General features: G+C 65.3%; 16 protein-coding genes. 12 read left to right on the top strand and 4 right to left on the bottom strand.

Features of this window, described 5'->3' with window-relative positions:
• Positions 1-5: 5 nt before the first annotated feature.
• Positions 6-698, bottom strand: a complete 693-nt coding sequence (locus tag AC6H0N_RS00585; RefSeq protein ID WP_497572110.1) for a CBS domain-containing protein — start codon at positions 696-698, stop codon at positions 6-8.
• A gap of 338 nt (positions 699-1,036) precedes the next feature.
• On the opposite strand from AC6H0N_RS00585, the gene AC6H0N_RS00580 reads away from it, so the two are divergent.
• The 7 genes from AC6H0N_RS00580 (at position 1,037) to AC6H0N_RS00550 (ending at position 6,722) form a co-directional block, all read left to right on the top strand.
• Entirely contained in the window at positions 1,037-1,297 is a 261-nt protein-coding gene (locus AC6H0N_RS00580; protein WP_497572109.1) for a hypothetical protein, read from the top strand.
• 166 nt (positions 1,298-1,463) lie between these two features.
• Positions 1,464-3,458, top strand: a complete 1,995-nt coding sequence (gene siaA, locus AC6H0N_RS00575) for a biofilm regulation protein phosphatase SiaA (protein ID WP_497572108.1) — start codon at positions 1,464-1,466, stop codon at positions 3,456-3,458.
• Between the two features lie 11 nt (positions 3,459-3,469).
• Complete coding sequence (siaB, locus tag AC6H0N_RS00570; RefSeq protein ID WP_497572107.1) at positions 3,470-4,012, top strand: biofilm regulation protein kinase SiaB; 543 nt, start codon at positions 3,470-3,472, stop codon at positions 4,010-4,012.
• Positions 4,013-4,037: 25 nt separating this feature from the next.
• Positions 4,038-4,418: a biofilm regulation phosphoprotein SiaC gene (gene siaC / locus AC6H0N_RS00565; protein WP_497572106.1), complete on the top strand. Its 381-nt coding sequence runs from the start codon at positions 4,038-4,040 to the stop codon at positions 4,416-4,418.
• Entirely contained in the window at positions 4,411-5,217 is an 807-nt protein-coding gene (siaD, locus tag AC6H0N_RS00560) for a biofilm regulation diguanylate cyclase SiaD (RefSeq protein ID WP_497572105.1), read from the top strand. The genes siaC and siaD overlap by 8 nt, the downstream gene beginning before the upstream one ends.
• Before the next feature lie 67 nt (positions 5,218-5,284).
• On the top strand, positions 5,285-5,959 hold the full coding sequence (locus AC6H0N_RS00555) for a hypothetical protein (protein WP_497572104.1): 675 nt from the start codon (positions 5,285-5,287) through the stop codon (positions 5,957-5,959).
• 10 nt (positions 5,960-5,969) lie between these two features.
• Positions 5,970-6,722 (top strand): PIG-L deacetylase family protein, encoded by a 753-nt coding sequence (locus AC6H0N_RS00550; protein ID WP_497573218.1) that lies wholly within the window; start codon positions 5,970-5,972, stop codon positions 6,720-6,722.
• Positions 6,723-6,752: 30 nt separating this feature from the next.
• On the opposite strand, the gene AC6H0N_RS00545 is transcribed toward AC6H0N_RS00550, so the two are convergent.
• Together AC6H0N_RS00545 and AC6H0N_RS00540 are read right to left on the bottom strand one after the other, a co-directional pair.
• Positions 6,753-7,079, bottom strand: coding sequence for a hypothetical protein (locus tag AC6H0N_RS00545; RefSeq protein ID WP_497572103.1), 327 nt, complete (start codon positions 7,077-7,079; stop codon positions 6,753-6,755).
• A 126-nt stretch (positions 7,080-7,205) separates the two neighbouring features.
• Positions 7,206-8,396 (bottom strand): lytic murein transglycosylase, encoded by a 1,191-nt coding sequence (locus AC6H0N_RS00540; RefSeq protein ID WP_497572102.1) that lies wholly within the window; start codon positions 8,394-8,396, stop codon positions 7,206-7,208.
• Between the two features lie 124 nt (positions 8,397-8,520).
• Between AC6H0N_RS00540 and AC6H0N_RS00535 the strand changes: the two genes are divergently transcribed.
• From AC6H0N_RS00535 to AC6H0N_RS00515, 5 genes are read left to right on the top strand one after another with little or no spacing between them, the layout of a single operon-like run.
• Complete coding sequence (locus AC6H0N_RS00535; protein ID WP_497572101.1) at positions 8,521-10,398, top strand: peptide-binding protein; 1,878 nt, start codon at positions 8,521-8,523, stop codon at positions 10,396-10,398.
• A gap of 7 nt (positions 10,399-10,405) precedes the next feature.
• Positions 10,406-11,788, top strand: coding sequence for an ABC transporter permease (locus AC6H0N_RS00530; protein ID WP_497572100.1), 1,383 nt, complete (start codon positions 10,406-10,408; stop codon positions 11,786-11,788).
• Complete coding sequence (locus AC6H0N_RS00525) at positions 11,781-12,974, top strand: ABC transporter permease (RefSeq protein ID WP_497572099.1); 1,194 nt, start codon at positions 11,781-11,783, stop codon at positions 12,972-12,974. The genes AC6H0N_RS00530 and AC6H0N_RS00525 overlap by 8 nt, the downstream gene beginning before the upstream one ends.
• Complete coding sequence (locus AC6H0N_RS00520; RefSeq protein ID WP_497572098.1) at positions 12,971-14,608, top strand: ABC transporter ATP-binding protein; 1,638 nt, start codon at positions 12,971-12,973, stop codon at positions 14,606-14,608. Before AC6H0N_RS00525 ends, AC6H0N_RS00520 begins: the two co-directional genes overlap by 4 nt.
• 9 nt (positions 14,609-14,617) lie before the next feature.
• A complete protein-coding gene (locus AC6H0N_RS00515) occupies positions 14,618-15,553 on the top strand; it encodes an AEC family transporter (protein WP_497572097.1) in 936 nt (311 codons plus the stop codon).
• 1 nt (position 15,554) lies between these two features.
• On the opposite strand, the gene AC6H0N_RS00510 is transcribed toward AC6H0N_RS00515, so the two are convergent.
• Positions 15,555-15,896 carry a hypothetical protein gene (locus AC6H0N_RS00510; protein ID WP_497572096.1) on the bottom strand — a complete coding sequence of 114 codons (342 nt, stop codon included), beginning with the start codon at positions 15,894-15,896 and terminating at the stop codon, positions 15,555-15,557.
• Positions 15,897-16,009 lie beyond the last annotated feature (113 nt).

Here is a 16,009-nt window from a genome sequence, read left to right as displayed (position 1 = left end):
CTCGATCAGTAGGCACCGATCTGCGTCGGCGAGACGCTGAGGTTGTTGTGCACTTCCTTCACGCCGGGGGTGTTTTCCGCGGCAATGACGGCACCCTTCTTCTGGGCTTCGTTCTGCACCAGACCCCACAGGGTCACGACGCCACCGACCACCACCACGTTGGTGCTGTTCTCGGAAATGTCGAGCTTGTCTTCCATTTCCTTGACGATGGCATTGCGGATGGACTTGTCATCAGCGACGCCGGCCGGAGCGTCCTTCTGCATGGTCGAGAAGCCCTGCAGCAGGTTGGAGCGGCTGACAATGCCGACCAGCCTGCCACCGGTGACGACCGGCACGCGCTTGATGTGGTTCTTCTCAAGGGTCTGGGCGATCTTGTACAGCGGGGTGTCCTCGCTGATGCAGATCGGGTCGCGTGTCATCACATCGTCGGCAAGACGGCCGCGGGATTTGACGTACGCATCGACATCGTTGCGAGCGGAGAATAGTGCGGAGAGCCACCAGGAATCGCGGCGATCTGTCTTGTTCTCAACGCGGCGCATCAGGTCGCCCTCGCTGACCATGCCGATTACGCGACCACCGTCATCCACCACGGGAACCGCGCTGATGCGGTTCTTGATCATCATGTCGACGATCTCGCGCACCTCGCTTTTCGGCGTGGCAGTGATGACGTTACGGGTCATGATTTCTGCTGCGTGCATGGAAGCCTCCTTTTGAGTTGGTTTTATGAAGCCGGAATAGCGCAGGTCACCGGCTTCTGATTTCATTCTAGACCTGCGCGACTGCAATACATGCTACGGAATCTTTCAAGCAGAGTACGTCAGGCTGAAGACTGCGTGTTGAGTTAGGTCAACAGTTCTACGCTTGAGTTCCCGGCTCGGCGGTGGACCGTCGAGCGGGCATCTGATACCGTGCGCCTTCCTTTGCGGGCGGGCTTTCCTGCCTGTTCCGGCCCGGTCGGGAAGTGTCTCCGGGCTGCATTGTTCAACCAGTTATCCGCGCTGCCGATTGGTATTGGCAGGGCTGCAAGGAATTCCACATGGATGTTTCCAAAGTACGCTGCCTGGTATCCCGTGGTGGATCGATGATCGGGATGTTCACGCTCGACATGATCGAATTTGCCGGTGGTCATTACGTCGTGTTCGAGTGGCAGGACATGCCCGACGGCAACCGTCGTCCGCTCTACATGGCTCCGCTCGACGCGCGCTTCCTGCAGGAACTGCCGGAGCCGGAGGCGGGTGAAGAGAAGATCACCCATCAGTACCGTGTTTCGGTTGAAGACCCGCGCCCCTTTTCCTGAGCGAGCAAGTGGCGAACAGACGGGCGCCCGAGAGGCGCCCGTTTTGCGTGGCAGAGGCGCCCCGCATCAGGGCGTAGCGGGCGCCGTGCTGCAGTCGCCGCCAACACGGCGGCTATAACAGATGGATATGCGCAGCAATGTCTCTGCGTTTTGAAGGAGTGCCGGCATGGCGTCGTTGGTGATGGGTTTGCGCGGGAAGTCCATGGTCGCGCTGCTGTTCGCCTGCCTGCTGGCGCTGGTGCCGGCAGTGCTGGTGGGTTGGCAGTTGCTCGACGGGGTGCGCAGCCATTTCGGCGAGGCTTACGCCCGCAACTTCACTCAACTCAATCTGCAGAAGATCGTTGCTCCGGTGGCGCGCGATCTCGCGCTGTCCACGCGCTTCGCAGGCTCCGAGCTGACCCGTCAATGGCTGGTCGATGAATCCAATGAGGCCCACAAGGACATCTTCTTCCGTGAGGCCGAGGGCTATCGGGCCGATTTCAGCAGCCGTTCCTACTTCCTGATCAGCGCGCTCAGCGGCAACTACTACTACAACGCCGCAAACGAGCCGTGGAGCGATGACCCGCGCTACGTGCTCGACCCCGATGCGTCCAAGGATGCCTGGTTCTTCAACACCATGGCAGGCGAGGCGCCGTACAACGTCAACGTCAATCCGGACGAGGCGTTGGGCACCACGCGCGTGTGGTTGAACGTGGTCGTGACCGACGGCGAGCGCCGCATCGGTCTGGCCGGCACCGGTCTTGATCTGGGTGAGTTCCTTCGCGCCTTCGTGGCCGTCGACGAGCCGGGCGTCACGCCAATGATTTTCGACGACGCGGGCGCCATCCAGGCTCACCCGGATGCGTCCCTGATTGCCTTTGGTTCGGCCGCCGGCGTGGCCGACGAGGCCGCCGGCCTGCAGCGCCTGTTCCCCCGCGAAGCCGACCGGGCGGCCATGCGCGACGCGATGGCGCGCGCGGCGGCCACGCCCGACAGCGTGCAGACGCTGCACGCCCAGGTCGACGGGCGTGACCAGTTGCTGGCCGTGGCGCACGCGCCGCAACTCGGCTGGCACATCGTGACGGCGGTGGATCTGAACGTGGCCGAGGTGCTCGAAGGCGGCTGGGTGCAGACGGTCTTGATCGGCGTCGGGGTGGTCATGCTGTTGTTGCTCGGCCTGTCGGCCTGGGCTGTTGATCGCATGGTGCTGGAGCCCTTGCGCAGCCTGCGCCGTTCAGCCACCGAGATTGCGCGTGGGCGTTACGACGTGTCACTGCCGGCGGCTTCGTCCGATGAGATCGGGGATCTCAGCCGTGCCTTTGGCAGCATGGCCGATCAGGTGCGCACGCATACCGAACAGCTCGAGAGCCAGGTGCGCGACCGCACGGCGCAGCTCGAGCGCAGCAACCGCGAGATGGAAGACGCACATCGCCAGATCCGCGCCTCCATCGACTACGCCAGCGTAATCCAGCGCGCGACCTTGCCTGATCGCCAGATCCTGCGCGAGCTCGGCGACGGCCACTTCATCCTGTGGCGTCCGCGTGATGTGGTCGGCGGCGATTTCTACGTGTTCCGCTCCGAGGGTGATCGCTGCCTGATCGGCGTCGTCGATTGCGCCGGCCATGGTGTGCCGGGCGCCCTGATGACGATGCTGGCGCGAACCGCCATCGATCTGGCGATCGAGCAGGAAGGCATGGACTCGCCGGCGGCCATCCTGCGCCACACCGACGACGCCATGCGCACCATGCTGTCGGATTTCGATCTGCCCAAGGGCATTGCCACCAACATGGACGCCGGCATCGTGTGCATCGACCGCGTTGCGCGGCGCATGCATTTCTCGGGCGCCAAGATTTCGCTGTACTGGAGCGACGGCACCGAATCCGGCGAAGTGCGCGGCCACCGCCGAGCCATCGGCGACCGCAGGCGTGGCGACTACGAAGACACTGTTTTGACGCTGGCTCCGAACACCACCTGCTACCTGGCCACCGACGGTTTTCTCGATCAGGCCGGTGGCGAGCGCGGCTTTGGTTTCGGCAACACACGCTTTGCCGAGCTGCTGCGTTCGATCGCGGCGCTGCCGATGGGTGAGCAGGCCGAGGCGCTGGATGGTGAGCTCGAATCCTACCGAGGCGAGTTCGCGCAGCGCGACGACATCACGATACTATCCTTCCGTCTGGACTGATTACGCACGCCATGAACGCCATCGATCTGTTTGACCTGCGCGACCAATTCACGCGACGCCGCATCCTGCTGTGCTTCAACGGCCCGATTTCGCACGGGCTGATCGAAGAGCTCGGCAAGGCCTTGCGCAACTACCTCACCGCCGAGCAGGAGCAGCCTTCGGCCGTGATGGATGTGTTCGGCGTCTACATTGAATTGACGCAGAACATTCGCCATTACAGCAAGTCGCGCGCTTACGACGAAAACGACAGCGCCGTGACGGTGGTCGTAGCGCGCGAGGACGATGGTCATTACGCCGTGCAGGCCGGCAACGTGGTCGAGCGGGCGGACGGTCTGGGCCTGCTCGATCGCATCCAACAACTGGCGGGCATGGACAAGGTCGAACTCAAGGCCGCCTACAAGGAACAGTTGCGCAAACCGCGCGAAGAGGGCGCGCTGAGCGGCGCCGGACTGGGGCTGATCGACGTTGCCCGCAAGTCCTCGCAGCCGCTCGCGGCGACCCTCTCCGACATCGGTGGAGAACGCGTGTTCTTCAGCGTACGTGCGGTGATCTGACGTAAAGAGAATGGAAAATCTGACGATGAACGAACTGAACATCGAACCCACTCAATCCACCCCCTCGGTCGTGGGGCAATGGGAAGAGGGCGTGTTGAGCCTGGGGGGAGATTCCTTTCCCGAGAATTCCTACGAATTCTTCGGTGGCGTGATCGACTGGATCGAACGCTATCTCGCCGGCTCCGACCGCCCGCTGCGGCTGGATCTGCGTCTGATGTACATGAACACCAGTTCGGTGAAGGCCATGATGGACATCTTCGACATGCTCGAAGACGCGCACCAGGCAGGCCGGAAGGTCGCCGTGCGCTGGTATCACGATCCCCAGAACGAACGCGTGGCCGATCTGGCAGCCGAGTTCCGCGAGGATTGCACCTTCCCGTTCGACATTGAGAAGGACAATGCCTGACGTCGTGTTTCCGTTGAGCCAGGACGAGCAGGAGCTGGTCGCGCGGGCGCTCACGCTGCTCGAAGACCCGGCTCACGCCGACAATCCGATGCGGCCAGTGCTGCGCGAGCTGCTCGCCCAGAACGAAGAGCAGCGCGGCCGGCTGGAAAAGCTGGTGCGCATTTCGGACGGTTACCACAACGTTTCACGCACGCAGAATCTCGACCTGATCCGCGAGTACGACCGCCAGATCATGCGGCTCGAAAAGCTCGCGCGCATTTCCGATCGCTATCAGAGCCAGTTGCTGCATCTGAACGAAGAGCTCAAGGCGCTGACCTTGCGCGATCCGCTCACCGGCATCGGCAACCGTCGCTACATGAGCGAGCGCCTGCGCCAGGAAGTCGAGCGCGCCCGGCGTGTGGAAGCCGTCTTTTCGCTGGCGGTGCTCGACATCGATCACTTCAAGCAGGTCAACGACAAGCATGGTCATGACGCCGGCGACGAGGTCCTGTGCCGCGTTGCCGAGGTCGTGCGCGCCACGCTGCGCGACTACGACGTGTTCGCCCGGTGGGGCGGCGAGGAATTCATCATCGCGCTGCCCGAATCGGGCCTGGCGACTGCCATCACGGTGTGTGAGCGTGTACGCGCTGCGGTTGCAGCTGCGCACTTCGAGCATGCTGATCGACTGATCCCCATCACCGTCAGCCTGGGCGTGACCGAGCATCGGACCGGCGAAACACCGTCGGAAACCATCAACCGCGCCGATACGGCCCTGCGTCTGGCTAAAGCGGCCGGGCGCAACTGCCTCAAGTCTGCCTGAGGCGCACCAGGGTTTGCGTTGGGGGCCGGATGCGGCATAGTCGCAGCGTCAAGGAGAGCCGCCCATCATGAAACCCCCCGCCGTACGCCTGCAGCTGAACTTCGATTTCCAGCTCGCCGTGCCCGAACAGATGGCTGCGGTCGATGCCGATACCCTGCAGCGCTCTCTTGCCGAAGCGCTGGGTGCGATGGTGTTGCAGGGGCTGCCCACGATTGCCGCCAAGCAGCTCGCCCGCGTCGGGGTCTCGATCGTGCAGCAGTCCCACGCGGTGGCCGCGAGCGTTGATTTGTCGACCGCCGAGATCGACCGCGAACTCCTGATTGCGGCCGCGCCTCATCTTACCGACGACGAGTTGCGCCGCCTGGCCGGGCGCGTGGCCGGCAAGCTTCCCGAACAAGCCGACGACCGGATCAAGACCGTGCGTCGTCACGCCTTGGCGCTGGCCAACGAGTTCCGTCTGGTGCCGGGCGTAGTGCACGCCGTGCTGACCTCCGAGCAGCCCGGCACGCTGGACGCCACGCTGAACCTGACCAATGGCAGCGTCATGATCGAGTCGCACGACCGCCAGAAGCGTTTGCTGCCGGGCCAGCACGAAGTCGCCATCGAGGTGCCGGGCGCAGGCTTGCGCCTCAAGGCCAGCTATGCCGGCCACACCATCAGCGGGCCGGTGATCGAAGTGGCCGTGGCCGAACTCGCGCGTCATCGTGATGCGCTGATCGGCCTGTGGCAGCAGTCGGTGTGAGCACCGTGTGATGGTGATGGAGGCGCTCGACCGCGCGCTGGAGGCTACGCTCCCTCTGAGCTTTGATGCGCTGGCCATGCCGCGTGGCGGTCGTCTGGCCGTGCTTGCGCCGCATCCGGATGATTTCGACGCGATTGCGGTTACGCTGCGGCGCTTTGCCCGCAGCGATTGGGCCGTTCACCTCGCCGTGCTGACCACCGGCGTTTCCGGTGTCGAAGACGGTTATCGCGGCGCCATCGAGGCGCATGAAAAGGCCGTCTTGCGTGAAGCCGAGCAGCGCGCCAGTTGCACTGCCTTCGGGCTGCCGCCCGAGAACCTGCACTTCCTGCGCCTGGATGAAGACGCCGCCGGCCACCAGCGTGAAGACCAGGCCAATCGCCAGCGCGTGGCTCGCTTTCTGTCTGCTGCCGCGCCGCACTGCGTGTTCATGCCGCACGGCGAGGATAGCAACACCGCGCACCGTCGCACCTGGACCATGTTCGAGTCGATTGCGCGCAGTGAAGGCCTGCAGGTCTGGGCGTGGCTCAACCGCGATGCCAAGACCCTGGCCATGCGCGAGGACGTCTACACCCTGTTCGGTGCGGAAGAGGCGGAGTGGAAGGCGCGCTTGCTGCGCCTGCATGACTCGCAGCAGTCACGCAACCTGCGCACGCGTGGCGCGGGTTTCGATACCCGCGTACTCGAGGTCAATCGCGCTGTCGCGCGCGCAGCCGGTTTTGACGGCGTGCTGGCGGAGGTGTTTGAGCTGCGCCGCTTCGGCTGAAGCGACGCTGGGTGAGATGCTGCGCGGCGCTCAGTCGCGGCGTTCGCGCGGTTCTTCTTCGTTCACTTCGCGGATCACCACGCCCTCGATGACCTCGCTGCGGTCGCCGCCCTGTTGGCGGCGGCGCATTTCCTGAAAGCGCGGATCCTGCTCCATCTGCTTGCGCAGTTTGCGCATCTTCCACCACAGCCAGATCGCCACCACGGCGCCGACGCCCAGCGCGATGGCGAATACCACCACCGAGAACATCAGTCCGACGATGGCGATGGCCACCGCCGCAACCACGGCGAAGACGCGGGTCAGGATGCCCGGAGGTTTGCCGGGAAAGGTGTAGCGGCTGCGCGGGTCGTGTTGCATGAAAAGCTCCGTGTCGTGCGATGGGCTGCGATCACCATCGTGAGGCCGGTGTAAGTGCTGGTCAAACCGGCAGTGTCGAGCGCATGTGGGGGCGCTCGGCGGGAATGCAAGTCATCGGTACGCCGCTTACGGCCTGGATGCTCGCAGCGCCTGCAGCAGCTTGCGCCCGGCGCGGCCATCCGGCTCCAGACCGAGCTCCGGTTGAATTTCGCGGATCACGCGGCGTGTGTTGGTGCCGATCATGCCGTCCACCGCGCCGATGTCGTGGCCGCGCGCGATCAGCAATTCCTGCACTTCGCGGCGTTCGACGCGCGACAGGCCAGGATCGTCTGTCGGCCATGGTGTAACGAACGGCCCGCCGCCGCGGATGCGGTCGGCCAGATGGGCAATGGCCAGCGTGTAGCTTTCGGCCGCGTTGTAGGAAAAGATCGCGTCGAAGTTGCGCGTAATGATGAAAACCGGGCCGTCCGGGCCGGCTGGCAGCAGCAGACCTGCAGCGGTGTTGCCGGCGGGTAGTGCCGAGCCGTCAACCTTGCGTACGCCGCGCCGAGCCCATTCGCTCATCGGCTGCTTGCTGCGCCGGCCGGCGGTCGAGGCGTCAAAGCCGGCGGGCAGCTTGACCTCGAAACCCCAGGGTTCGCCGCTGAGCCAGTTCGAGCGGGCGAGATAGTTGGCGGTCGAGGCCAATGCGTCGGCCGCGTTGCCCATCAGGTCGCGCCGGCCGTCGCCGTCGAAATCCACCGCGATGCGGTTGAAGGTCGAGGGCATGAACTGGGTGTGGCCGAAGGCGCCGGCCCACGAGCCGTTGAAAGCCTCCGGCTCGATGTGACCATCTTCGAGAATCTTCAGCGCGTGAAACAGTTCGCCGCGGAAATAGCTCTGGCGGCGGCCGATGCACGATAGCGTGGCCAGCGAACGCACCACCGACCGCTTGCCGAAGCTGCCGCCGTAGTTGCTCTCGACGCCCCACACCGCGACCACCACGGCCGCATCGACGCCGTAGTCGCGCTCGATGATGGCCAGTTCCTTGCTCCAGCGTTCCAGCATGGCACGGCCCTCGCGCACGCGCTCCTCGTCCACCAGCCCGGCCATGTAGTCCCAGATCGGGGTCGTGAACTCGGGTTGGCGGTCGAGCAGGGCGATGACGTCCATGTCGGGCTCGAGCCCGACAGTGTGCTGATCGAAGGTCGCAGCCTGCACGCCGTTCTTGGCGGATTCGGCACGCAGATCGGCGAGACAGGCGCGGAAGGCGTCGTCGGCGTGGGCGGCGGGCAGGGCAGCAAGCAGGGCTGCGGCGATAAGGCTGAGGCGGAGCATTGCGGGGCGTTCCGGGGTCGGCTGCAGGAGTCCAGATGGTACGCCAACCAAGGGTTCCGGCGCCCGGCACGAATTGCGTTAAAGTTTGTCCGACGCGCGACTAACGGGGCTTCGGACAAACCGCATGAAGAACGCAACAGGTACGGGACGCTGGGTTTTCTGGCTGGCTTTCAGCGTGATCGCCGCGCTGATCGTCTTGCTGATGGTCCAGATTGATCGGCAGTGGCAGCGCATGGGTGACATGACGCGCGTGATGCAGGAGCAAGCCGAGGACATCCGACGCACACGCGGCCTGCTGCGTGATCTGGAGCAGGGCCTGCGCAACGCCGAATTCCGCAGCGCACCCGGTGGATCCGACGCATTCGCTGGAGCAGGATCGGATTCCGATGCCTTTGCGCGAGCGCGCCGCGCCGCCGCTGACCCGAGTTACGCGCCGGGCGACTGGTTGATGCTGGCCTTTGGCTCGGGCCTCAAGACCATCACGCCGCTGGTATCCAGCGATGCCTATGCGAGCGAGGTGCAAAGCTACGTGCTCGAATCGCTGCTGTCGCGCGACCCCGACACGCTCGAATGGCAAGGCCTGATTGCGCAGGACTGGACGGTTTCGGACGACGGGCTGACGCTGACCTTCCGCCTCAAGCGCGATGTGAGCTTTTCCGATGGTCAGCCGCTGACCGCGCGCGACGTCGCCTTCAGCTTCGAATTCGTCATGAACGAGGCCATTGCCGCGCCGCGTCACCGTGCGTATCTGACCAAAATTGAGCGCGTCACGGCGCTGGACGACTACACCGTCGAGTTCGTGTTCGCCGAGCCGTATTTCAACAGCCTGCAGCTCGCAGGTGGCATGGAAATCCTGCCCGAGCACTTCTACCGCCGCTTTCTGGATGACCCGCGACGCTTCAACGAGAGCCGCGGCCTGCTGCTCGGTTCCGGTCCCTACCGACTGGCCGATCCGGAGAACTGGACGCCCGATCAGGGGCGTGTCGAGCTCGAGCGTAATCCGCGTTACTGGGGGCCGGTGGACCCGCCCTTCGAGCGCATCGTGTGGCGCATCATCGAGAACGACAGCGCCCGCCTGACGACCTTCCGCAACCAAGACATCGACCTCTATGGCGCGCGTCCGCGCGAGTACCAACAGCTGCTCGACGACAAGGCGCTGCGCGAGCGCACCCACCATTTCGAGTACATGAGCCCGGTGGCGAGCTACGGCTATATCGCCTGGAACCAGCAGCGCGCCGGAAAGCCCACGCGCTTTGCCGACCCCCGCGTACGTCTCGCGATGAGCCATCTCACCGACGTGGAACGCATCATTCAGGACGTCTTCCTTGGCTATGCCGAGCCGGCCTCCAGCCCGTTCAGCCCGCGCTCGAAGCAACACGATCCGACGCTTACGCCGGTCTCGCATGACGTCGAACGCGCCAAGGCGCTGCTCGCCGAAGCGGGCTTTGCCGATCGCAACGGTGACGGCATTCTCGAGAGCGAAGACGGCCAGCCTTTCGAGTTCGAGCTGACCTTCTTCCAGGACAACGAAGACACGCGCCGCATGGTGCTGTTTCTGCGCGATCTCTACGCACGCTCCGGCATTGTCATGAAGCCACGCCCGACCGAATGGTCGGTGATGCTCGAGAACATCGACCGCAAGGATTTCGACGCCATTACGCTGGCGTGGACCTCGGGCGTCGAGACCGACATCTTCCAGATCTTCCATTCCAGCCAGATTCTTGATGGCGGGGACAACTTCACCACCTACCGCAATGCCGAGCTCGACCGCCTCATCGACGCTGCCCGGGCCGAAGTCGACGAGCAGCGCCGCATGGCCTTGTGGCGTCAGGCCGAGCGGCAGCTGGTGGCCGATCAGCCCTACACCTTCCTGTTCCGACGCCAGACCCTGGCCTTCGTCGACAAGCGCATCGCCGGGCTGGAGAACACCGCGCTGGGTCTGAACCTGATGGCGGTGCCGGTCGAGATCTGGGTGCCCGCCGCGCAGCAGCGCAGCAGGTAAGCCAGACATGCTGAGCTATCTGCTGCGCCGCGCGTTGTTGATGGTGCCGACCCTGCTCGGCATCACGCTGGTGGTATTCGTCGTGATGGCGGCGGCACCCGGCGGGCTCACGGCGCAGTCGCTGGTCGACGGCAACAGCCTCGAGCCGGAGGCGCGCAAGTCTCTCGAGAACTACTACAACAAGCTCTACGGGCTCGATCAGCCGGCGCCCGTGCAGTATCTGCGCTGGCTCAACAACATCTCGCCGATCGGCTTCGAGCGCGCGGCCGACGGCACGCTGGGCGACTTCTCCTTCACCAAGGGGCCCGATCTGGGTCTCAGCTTCCGCTACGGCCGGCCAGTTACCGATCTGCTCGCCGAGCGTTTGCCGATCACCTTGCTGCTCAATCTGTTGTCGATTCCGCTGATCTACGCTGTGGCGATTGCCATCGGCGTGCAGGCCGCACGAACGCGCGGCGGGCGTTTCGATGTGGCCTCCAACGTGGTGCTGCTCGGCCTGTGGTCGGTGCCGACCATGTTGGCCGGCGTGCTGGCCATCGGCTTTCTGGCATCTGAACAGTACTGGCGCTGGTTTCCCACGGGTGGTCTGGTGCGGCGCGAGGCGGTGGACCAGACCTTCCTGCCGTGGCTGGCGAGCGGTTCCGGCGTATTGCTGATGCTGCTGATCGTGGCGCTGTGTACCTCGCTGCTGGTATGGACAGTGGCCAAGGCGGCGCCGCGCACGCGCAATATTGGCGGGGCGGCGCTGGGCGCACTGTTGGGGTACGCCATGGCGGCCGATCTGGCCGGCTGGGCGCCGGGCTTCCTGCATCTGCTGCTGGCACTTGCCGGTGCGGGCCTGCTGGGCGCGCTGGCCGGCATTCCGGGTACGGCGCTGCGCATCGCCATTGCGGGCGGGCTCGGTCTGGTGCTCGGGGTGGTGGTGGCACGCGCGGCCGGTGTGCAGGTGACGCAGGCAGGCTATCTGTTCGACCGCGCATGGCATCTGGTGCTGCCGGTGATTGCGCTGTCCTACGGCGGGCTGGCTTTCCTCGCCAAGCTCACACGCGCCTCGCTGCTCGAAAATCTCGCCGCCGACTATGCGCGCACCGCGCGCGCCAAGGGCGTGGATGAAGAGAGCGTGCTGTGGCGCCATGTCTTCCGCAATTCGCTGCTGCCGCTGATCACAGTGTCGGCGACCTTGCTGCCCAGCCTGCTGGCCGGCTCGGTGATCATCGAGAGCCTGTTCTCGATCGACGGCATGGGCAAACTCGCCATCGAGGCGGTGCAGACGCGCGACCGCGAACTGGTGCTGTCGGTGACGCTGATTTCCGGCCTGCTTACGCTGGCGGGTTATCTGCTCGCCGACATCGCCTACGCCATTGCTGATCCGCGGGTGAGCTATGACTGAGCAAACAGCCCGCCTGAAACCATCGCGCCCGTGGTCGGCGCAGGTGCTGGGCGCCTTGCTGCTGCGCACCTCGGCCCGCCTCGGGCTGGCCTGGATCGGCCTGCTGGTGCTGGTCGCGGCCTTCGCGCCCTTCCTCGCCAACAGCCATCCGTTGTACATGGTGGTCGATGGCGAGGCGCGTTTTCCGGCCTTTGATCATCTGCAGGCCATTGACGTGGCCTGGCTGGCCGGGCCGCTGCTGGCCATCGTCGCCTGGCGGTTGCGCGGACCGGTGTTTTTGCGCTTCGTGGGCTGGTTCGTGGCGGTGGCGGCGGTCGGGGTAGTGGCCTGGGCCACGGTCGTGCCGCCACCGCTGGTGGTGTACGAGCAGTACCGCGAGCTTGAAATGGCGGGGCAGGTGGACAGCATGGTGCGCGCACCGATTCCGTATTCCGCCAAGGATTACCTGCGCGACTACGGCGACACCGGCATCGAAGCGCCGCTCAAGGGCCGCGACGGCCGCACGCACTGGTTCGGCACCGAAGACAGCGGCGCCGATGTGGCCGCGCGCATGATCGAGGCCACGCGCATCGCGCTCGGCATCGGCTTCATCGCCACCGGCATCGCGCTGGTCATCGGCACCATCATCGGCGGGCTGATGGGCTATTTCTCGGGGGTGGTCGACATCATCGGCATGCGCCTGGTCGAGATTTTCGAGGCCATCCCCACGCTGTTCCTGCTGCTGACTTTCGTCGCCTTCTTCGGCCGCTCGATCTACATGATGATGATCATCATCGGCATCACCTCATGGTCGGGCTATGCGCGCTACGTGCGCGCCGAGTTCCTGCGCCTGCGCGAGCAGGATTTCGTGCAGGCGGCCATTGCCAGCGGCCTGCCACTGCGCTCCATCCTGTTCCGTCACATGCTGCCCAATGGCGTCGCGCCGCTGCTGGTGGCGGCGAGTTTCGGCGTGGCCTCGGCCATCCTCGCGGAGACCACGCTGTCCTTCCTCGGGCTGGGGCTGGTCGATGATCCGTCGTGGGGGCAGTTGCTCAACCAGGCGGTGCAGTCGTCCACCTTCAACTGGTGGCTGGCGGTGTTTCCGGGTGGGGCGATCTTCCTCACGGTGTTCGCCTACAACCTGGTCGGCGAGGCGCTGCGCGACGCGGTCGATCCGCACACGCAACGCTCAGGAAGGGCGCGATGACGAAGCTCCTCGAAATCCGCGACCTCATCACCGAGCTGTCGGATGGCGAGCACTGGATGCGCGCCGTTGATGGCGTGAGTCTGCAGATCCGGCGCGGTGAAACCTTCTGCCTCGTGGGTGAGTCGGGCAGCGGCAAGTCGGTGTCCGCGTTGTCGGTGATGGGCCTGCTGCCGTATGCGCGACATCGCCATCCGGCGGGCGAAGTGCATCTTTACGACGAGGCCGAAGCCGGTGTGCAATTGCTCGGCGCCAACGACGAAGTGATGACCGGCGTGCGCGGCGGGCGCATCGGCATGATCTTCCAGGAGCCGATGACCTCGCTGAACCCGGTGATGACCATCGCCGAACAACTCGACGAAGTACTGCAACTGCACCGCCCGGAACTGGACGCGGACGCCCGCAACGAGCGCATCCGCACAGCGCTCGAAGAAGTGCGCATCCCCGATGCCGCCAGCCGCATGCGCGAGTACCCGCACCGTTTGTCCGGCGGGCAGCGCCAGCGCGTGATGATCGCGATGGCGCTGATCTGCGAGCCCGCGCTGCTGATCGCCGACGAGCCGACCACCGCGCTGGACGTGACTGTGCAGGCCGAGATCCTGCGCCTGATGCGCGAACTGCAGCAGCGCCGCGGCATGGGCATGCTGTTCATCACGCATGATTTTGGCGTGGTTGCGCGCATCGCGGACACGGTGGGCGTGATGCGCCACGGCAAGCTCGTCGAGTGCGGGCCGGTGAGTGAAGTGCTGCGCAACCCGACCCACGAATACACCCAAAGCCTGATCGCCGCGTTGCCCGAGCGTCTGCCGCGGCTGGTGCGCCAGCAGGCGGCCGCCCGTCCGCTGGTCGAGGTGCGCGATCTAGCCGTGCATTTCCCGGTGCGCCGCGGGCTGCTGCGGCGCGTGGTCGATCACTTCCGCGCCGTCGACGGCGTGAGCCTGGATGTGCATCCGGGCGAGGTCGTCGCGTTGGTGGGCGAATCCGGTTGCGGCAAGACCACGCTGGGCCGAGCGCTGCTGCGCCTGATCGAACCCACCGCCGGAACGCTGGCGCTGGAAGGGCAGGACATCACGCATCTGTCCGGCAACGACATGCGCGCCCTGCGCCGCCGCATGCAGGTGGTGTTCCAGGATCCCGGCTCCAGCCTCAACCCGCGCTTGCCGATTGCCACCACGCTGATCGAGCCGATGCGCGTGCATGGCGTCGGCGCGAATGATGACGAACGCCGCACACGCGCCGCCGCGCTGCTCGAACGCGTCGAAATGCCGCCCGACAGCCTGTGGCGCTACCCGCACGAATTCTCCGGCGGCCAACGCCAGCGTCTGGCCATTGCCCGCGCGCTGGTGCTCGAACCGCGCTTTATTTTGTGCGACGAGATCACTTCGGCCCTTGATGTGTCGGTGCAGGCCGGCATCCTCAAGCTGCTGCGCCGGCTGGTGGATGAGGAGGGCTTGGGCATGCTGTTCATCACGCACAACATGGGCGTGGTCGAATACCTGTCGGACCGCATGGCCGTGATGCATGCCGGCAAGCTGGTCGAGACCGGCCGCACGGCCGAGGTGCTGGCCGACCCGCAGCACGAGTACACCCGCAAGTTGCTGGCGGCGGTGCCGCGGCTCGATACGCTGGCCGCCTAGGGAGGCTGCTTGGACATCATCTTCGGCATCATCCTGCCGATCTTCGGCACGCTGGGCATCGGCTATGCCGCGGCGCGCTTCGGCGTATTCGACGAGGCGGCCAATCGCGGGCTGTCGGTGTTCGTCTTCAACTTCGCCATTCCGCTGATGCTGTTTCGCTCGATCGCGCAGACCGAACTCCCCGACAGCATGCCGTGGGGCTACCTGATCTCGTATTTTGGCGGCGCCTTTCTGGCTTTTGGCGGGGCGATGCTGGTGGGGCGACATTTCTTCGCGCGCCGGCTCGACGAGCAGGGCGTGTTGGGCCTCGGCGCCAGTTTCTCGAACACCGCCATGCTGGGTATTCCGCTGGTCATCACCGCCTTCGGGCCGGACGCGGCGCTGCCGCTGTTCGCGCTGATTGCCTGCCACAGCCTGGTGCTGTTGCCGCCTACCACCATGCTCATCGAGGCCGCGCGCGGTGAAGGGCAGAGCGTCGGCACGCTGTTGTGGACGCTGTTCAAGGGCGTTGCCGCCACGCCCATCATCTGGGGTTTGTCGGCCGGGCTGGTGTTCGCGATGGCCGGCTTTCCGCTGCCGGGGCCGGTGGATTCCATCGCCAAGGGCATCGGCGCCGCCGCCGCGCCGTGCGCCCTGTTCGCGCTCGGCGCATCACTCACGCGCTACAAGCTCTCGGGCAACCTGCGTGAGCCGCTGGCGCTGGTGGCGCTCAAGACCTTGGTTCATCCGCTGCTGGTGTGGCTGATCGCCACGCAGGTTTTCGACGTGCCCGAGCTGTGGGTGATGGTGGCGGTGACGCTGGCCGCCTTGCCGGCGGGCGTCACGCCGTATCTGTTTGCACAGCGCTATCAGGTGTGTCTGTCGAGCACGGCGTCGACGGTGTTTCTGTCGACGCTGTTCTCGGTGGTGACGCTGTCGGCGCTGCTGTTCGTCGTGCGCGGCTGAGTCAGCGCCTTTCGCGCAGGGCCGTGGCTACCGCAGGCCAGGCGAAGGCGAAGGTGATCAGGCCTGATCCCAGCGCGATGGCCAGCAATTCGAGCCACGCAGTCCAGTTGGCGACAGCGCCGAAGCTGATGCCGGTAATCATCGGCACCATGAACAGCGCCGAAACGCTCGACACAATGGCCGTCAGCACCGCCAGCGGGCGGGTGGGGCGCCAGCGCGCGCCACCGCGCTGCACCGCCACCGCCATCAGCACCAGCCAGGCGACGAACACGCCGGCCACCAGCAGGAAGTTGGCCGAGACCAGGTCGGCGAGGCGCTCGGCAAAGCGTGGCAGTTCGTTCATTCGGTAGCTTCTCCGTGCGGCGTCAGGCGGCGGTGTTTCTGCACAGCCTGCGGGGACAAGGCTGTGAGTGGGGCTGTGGATAAAACTATTTCACCTTGAAAAGGCGGTAAAAA

Source organism: Pseudazoarcus sp. NS34, assembly GCF_059703725.1.
Note: the sequence above shows the minus strand (reverse complement) of the source record. Positions and strands in the feature narration are given on the sequence as shown.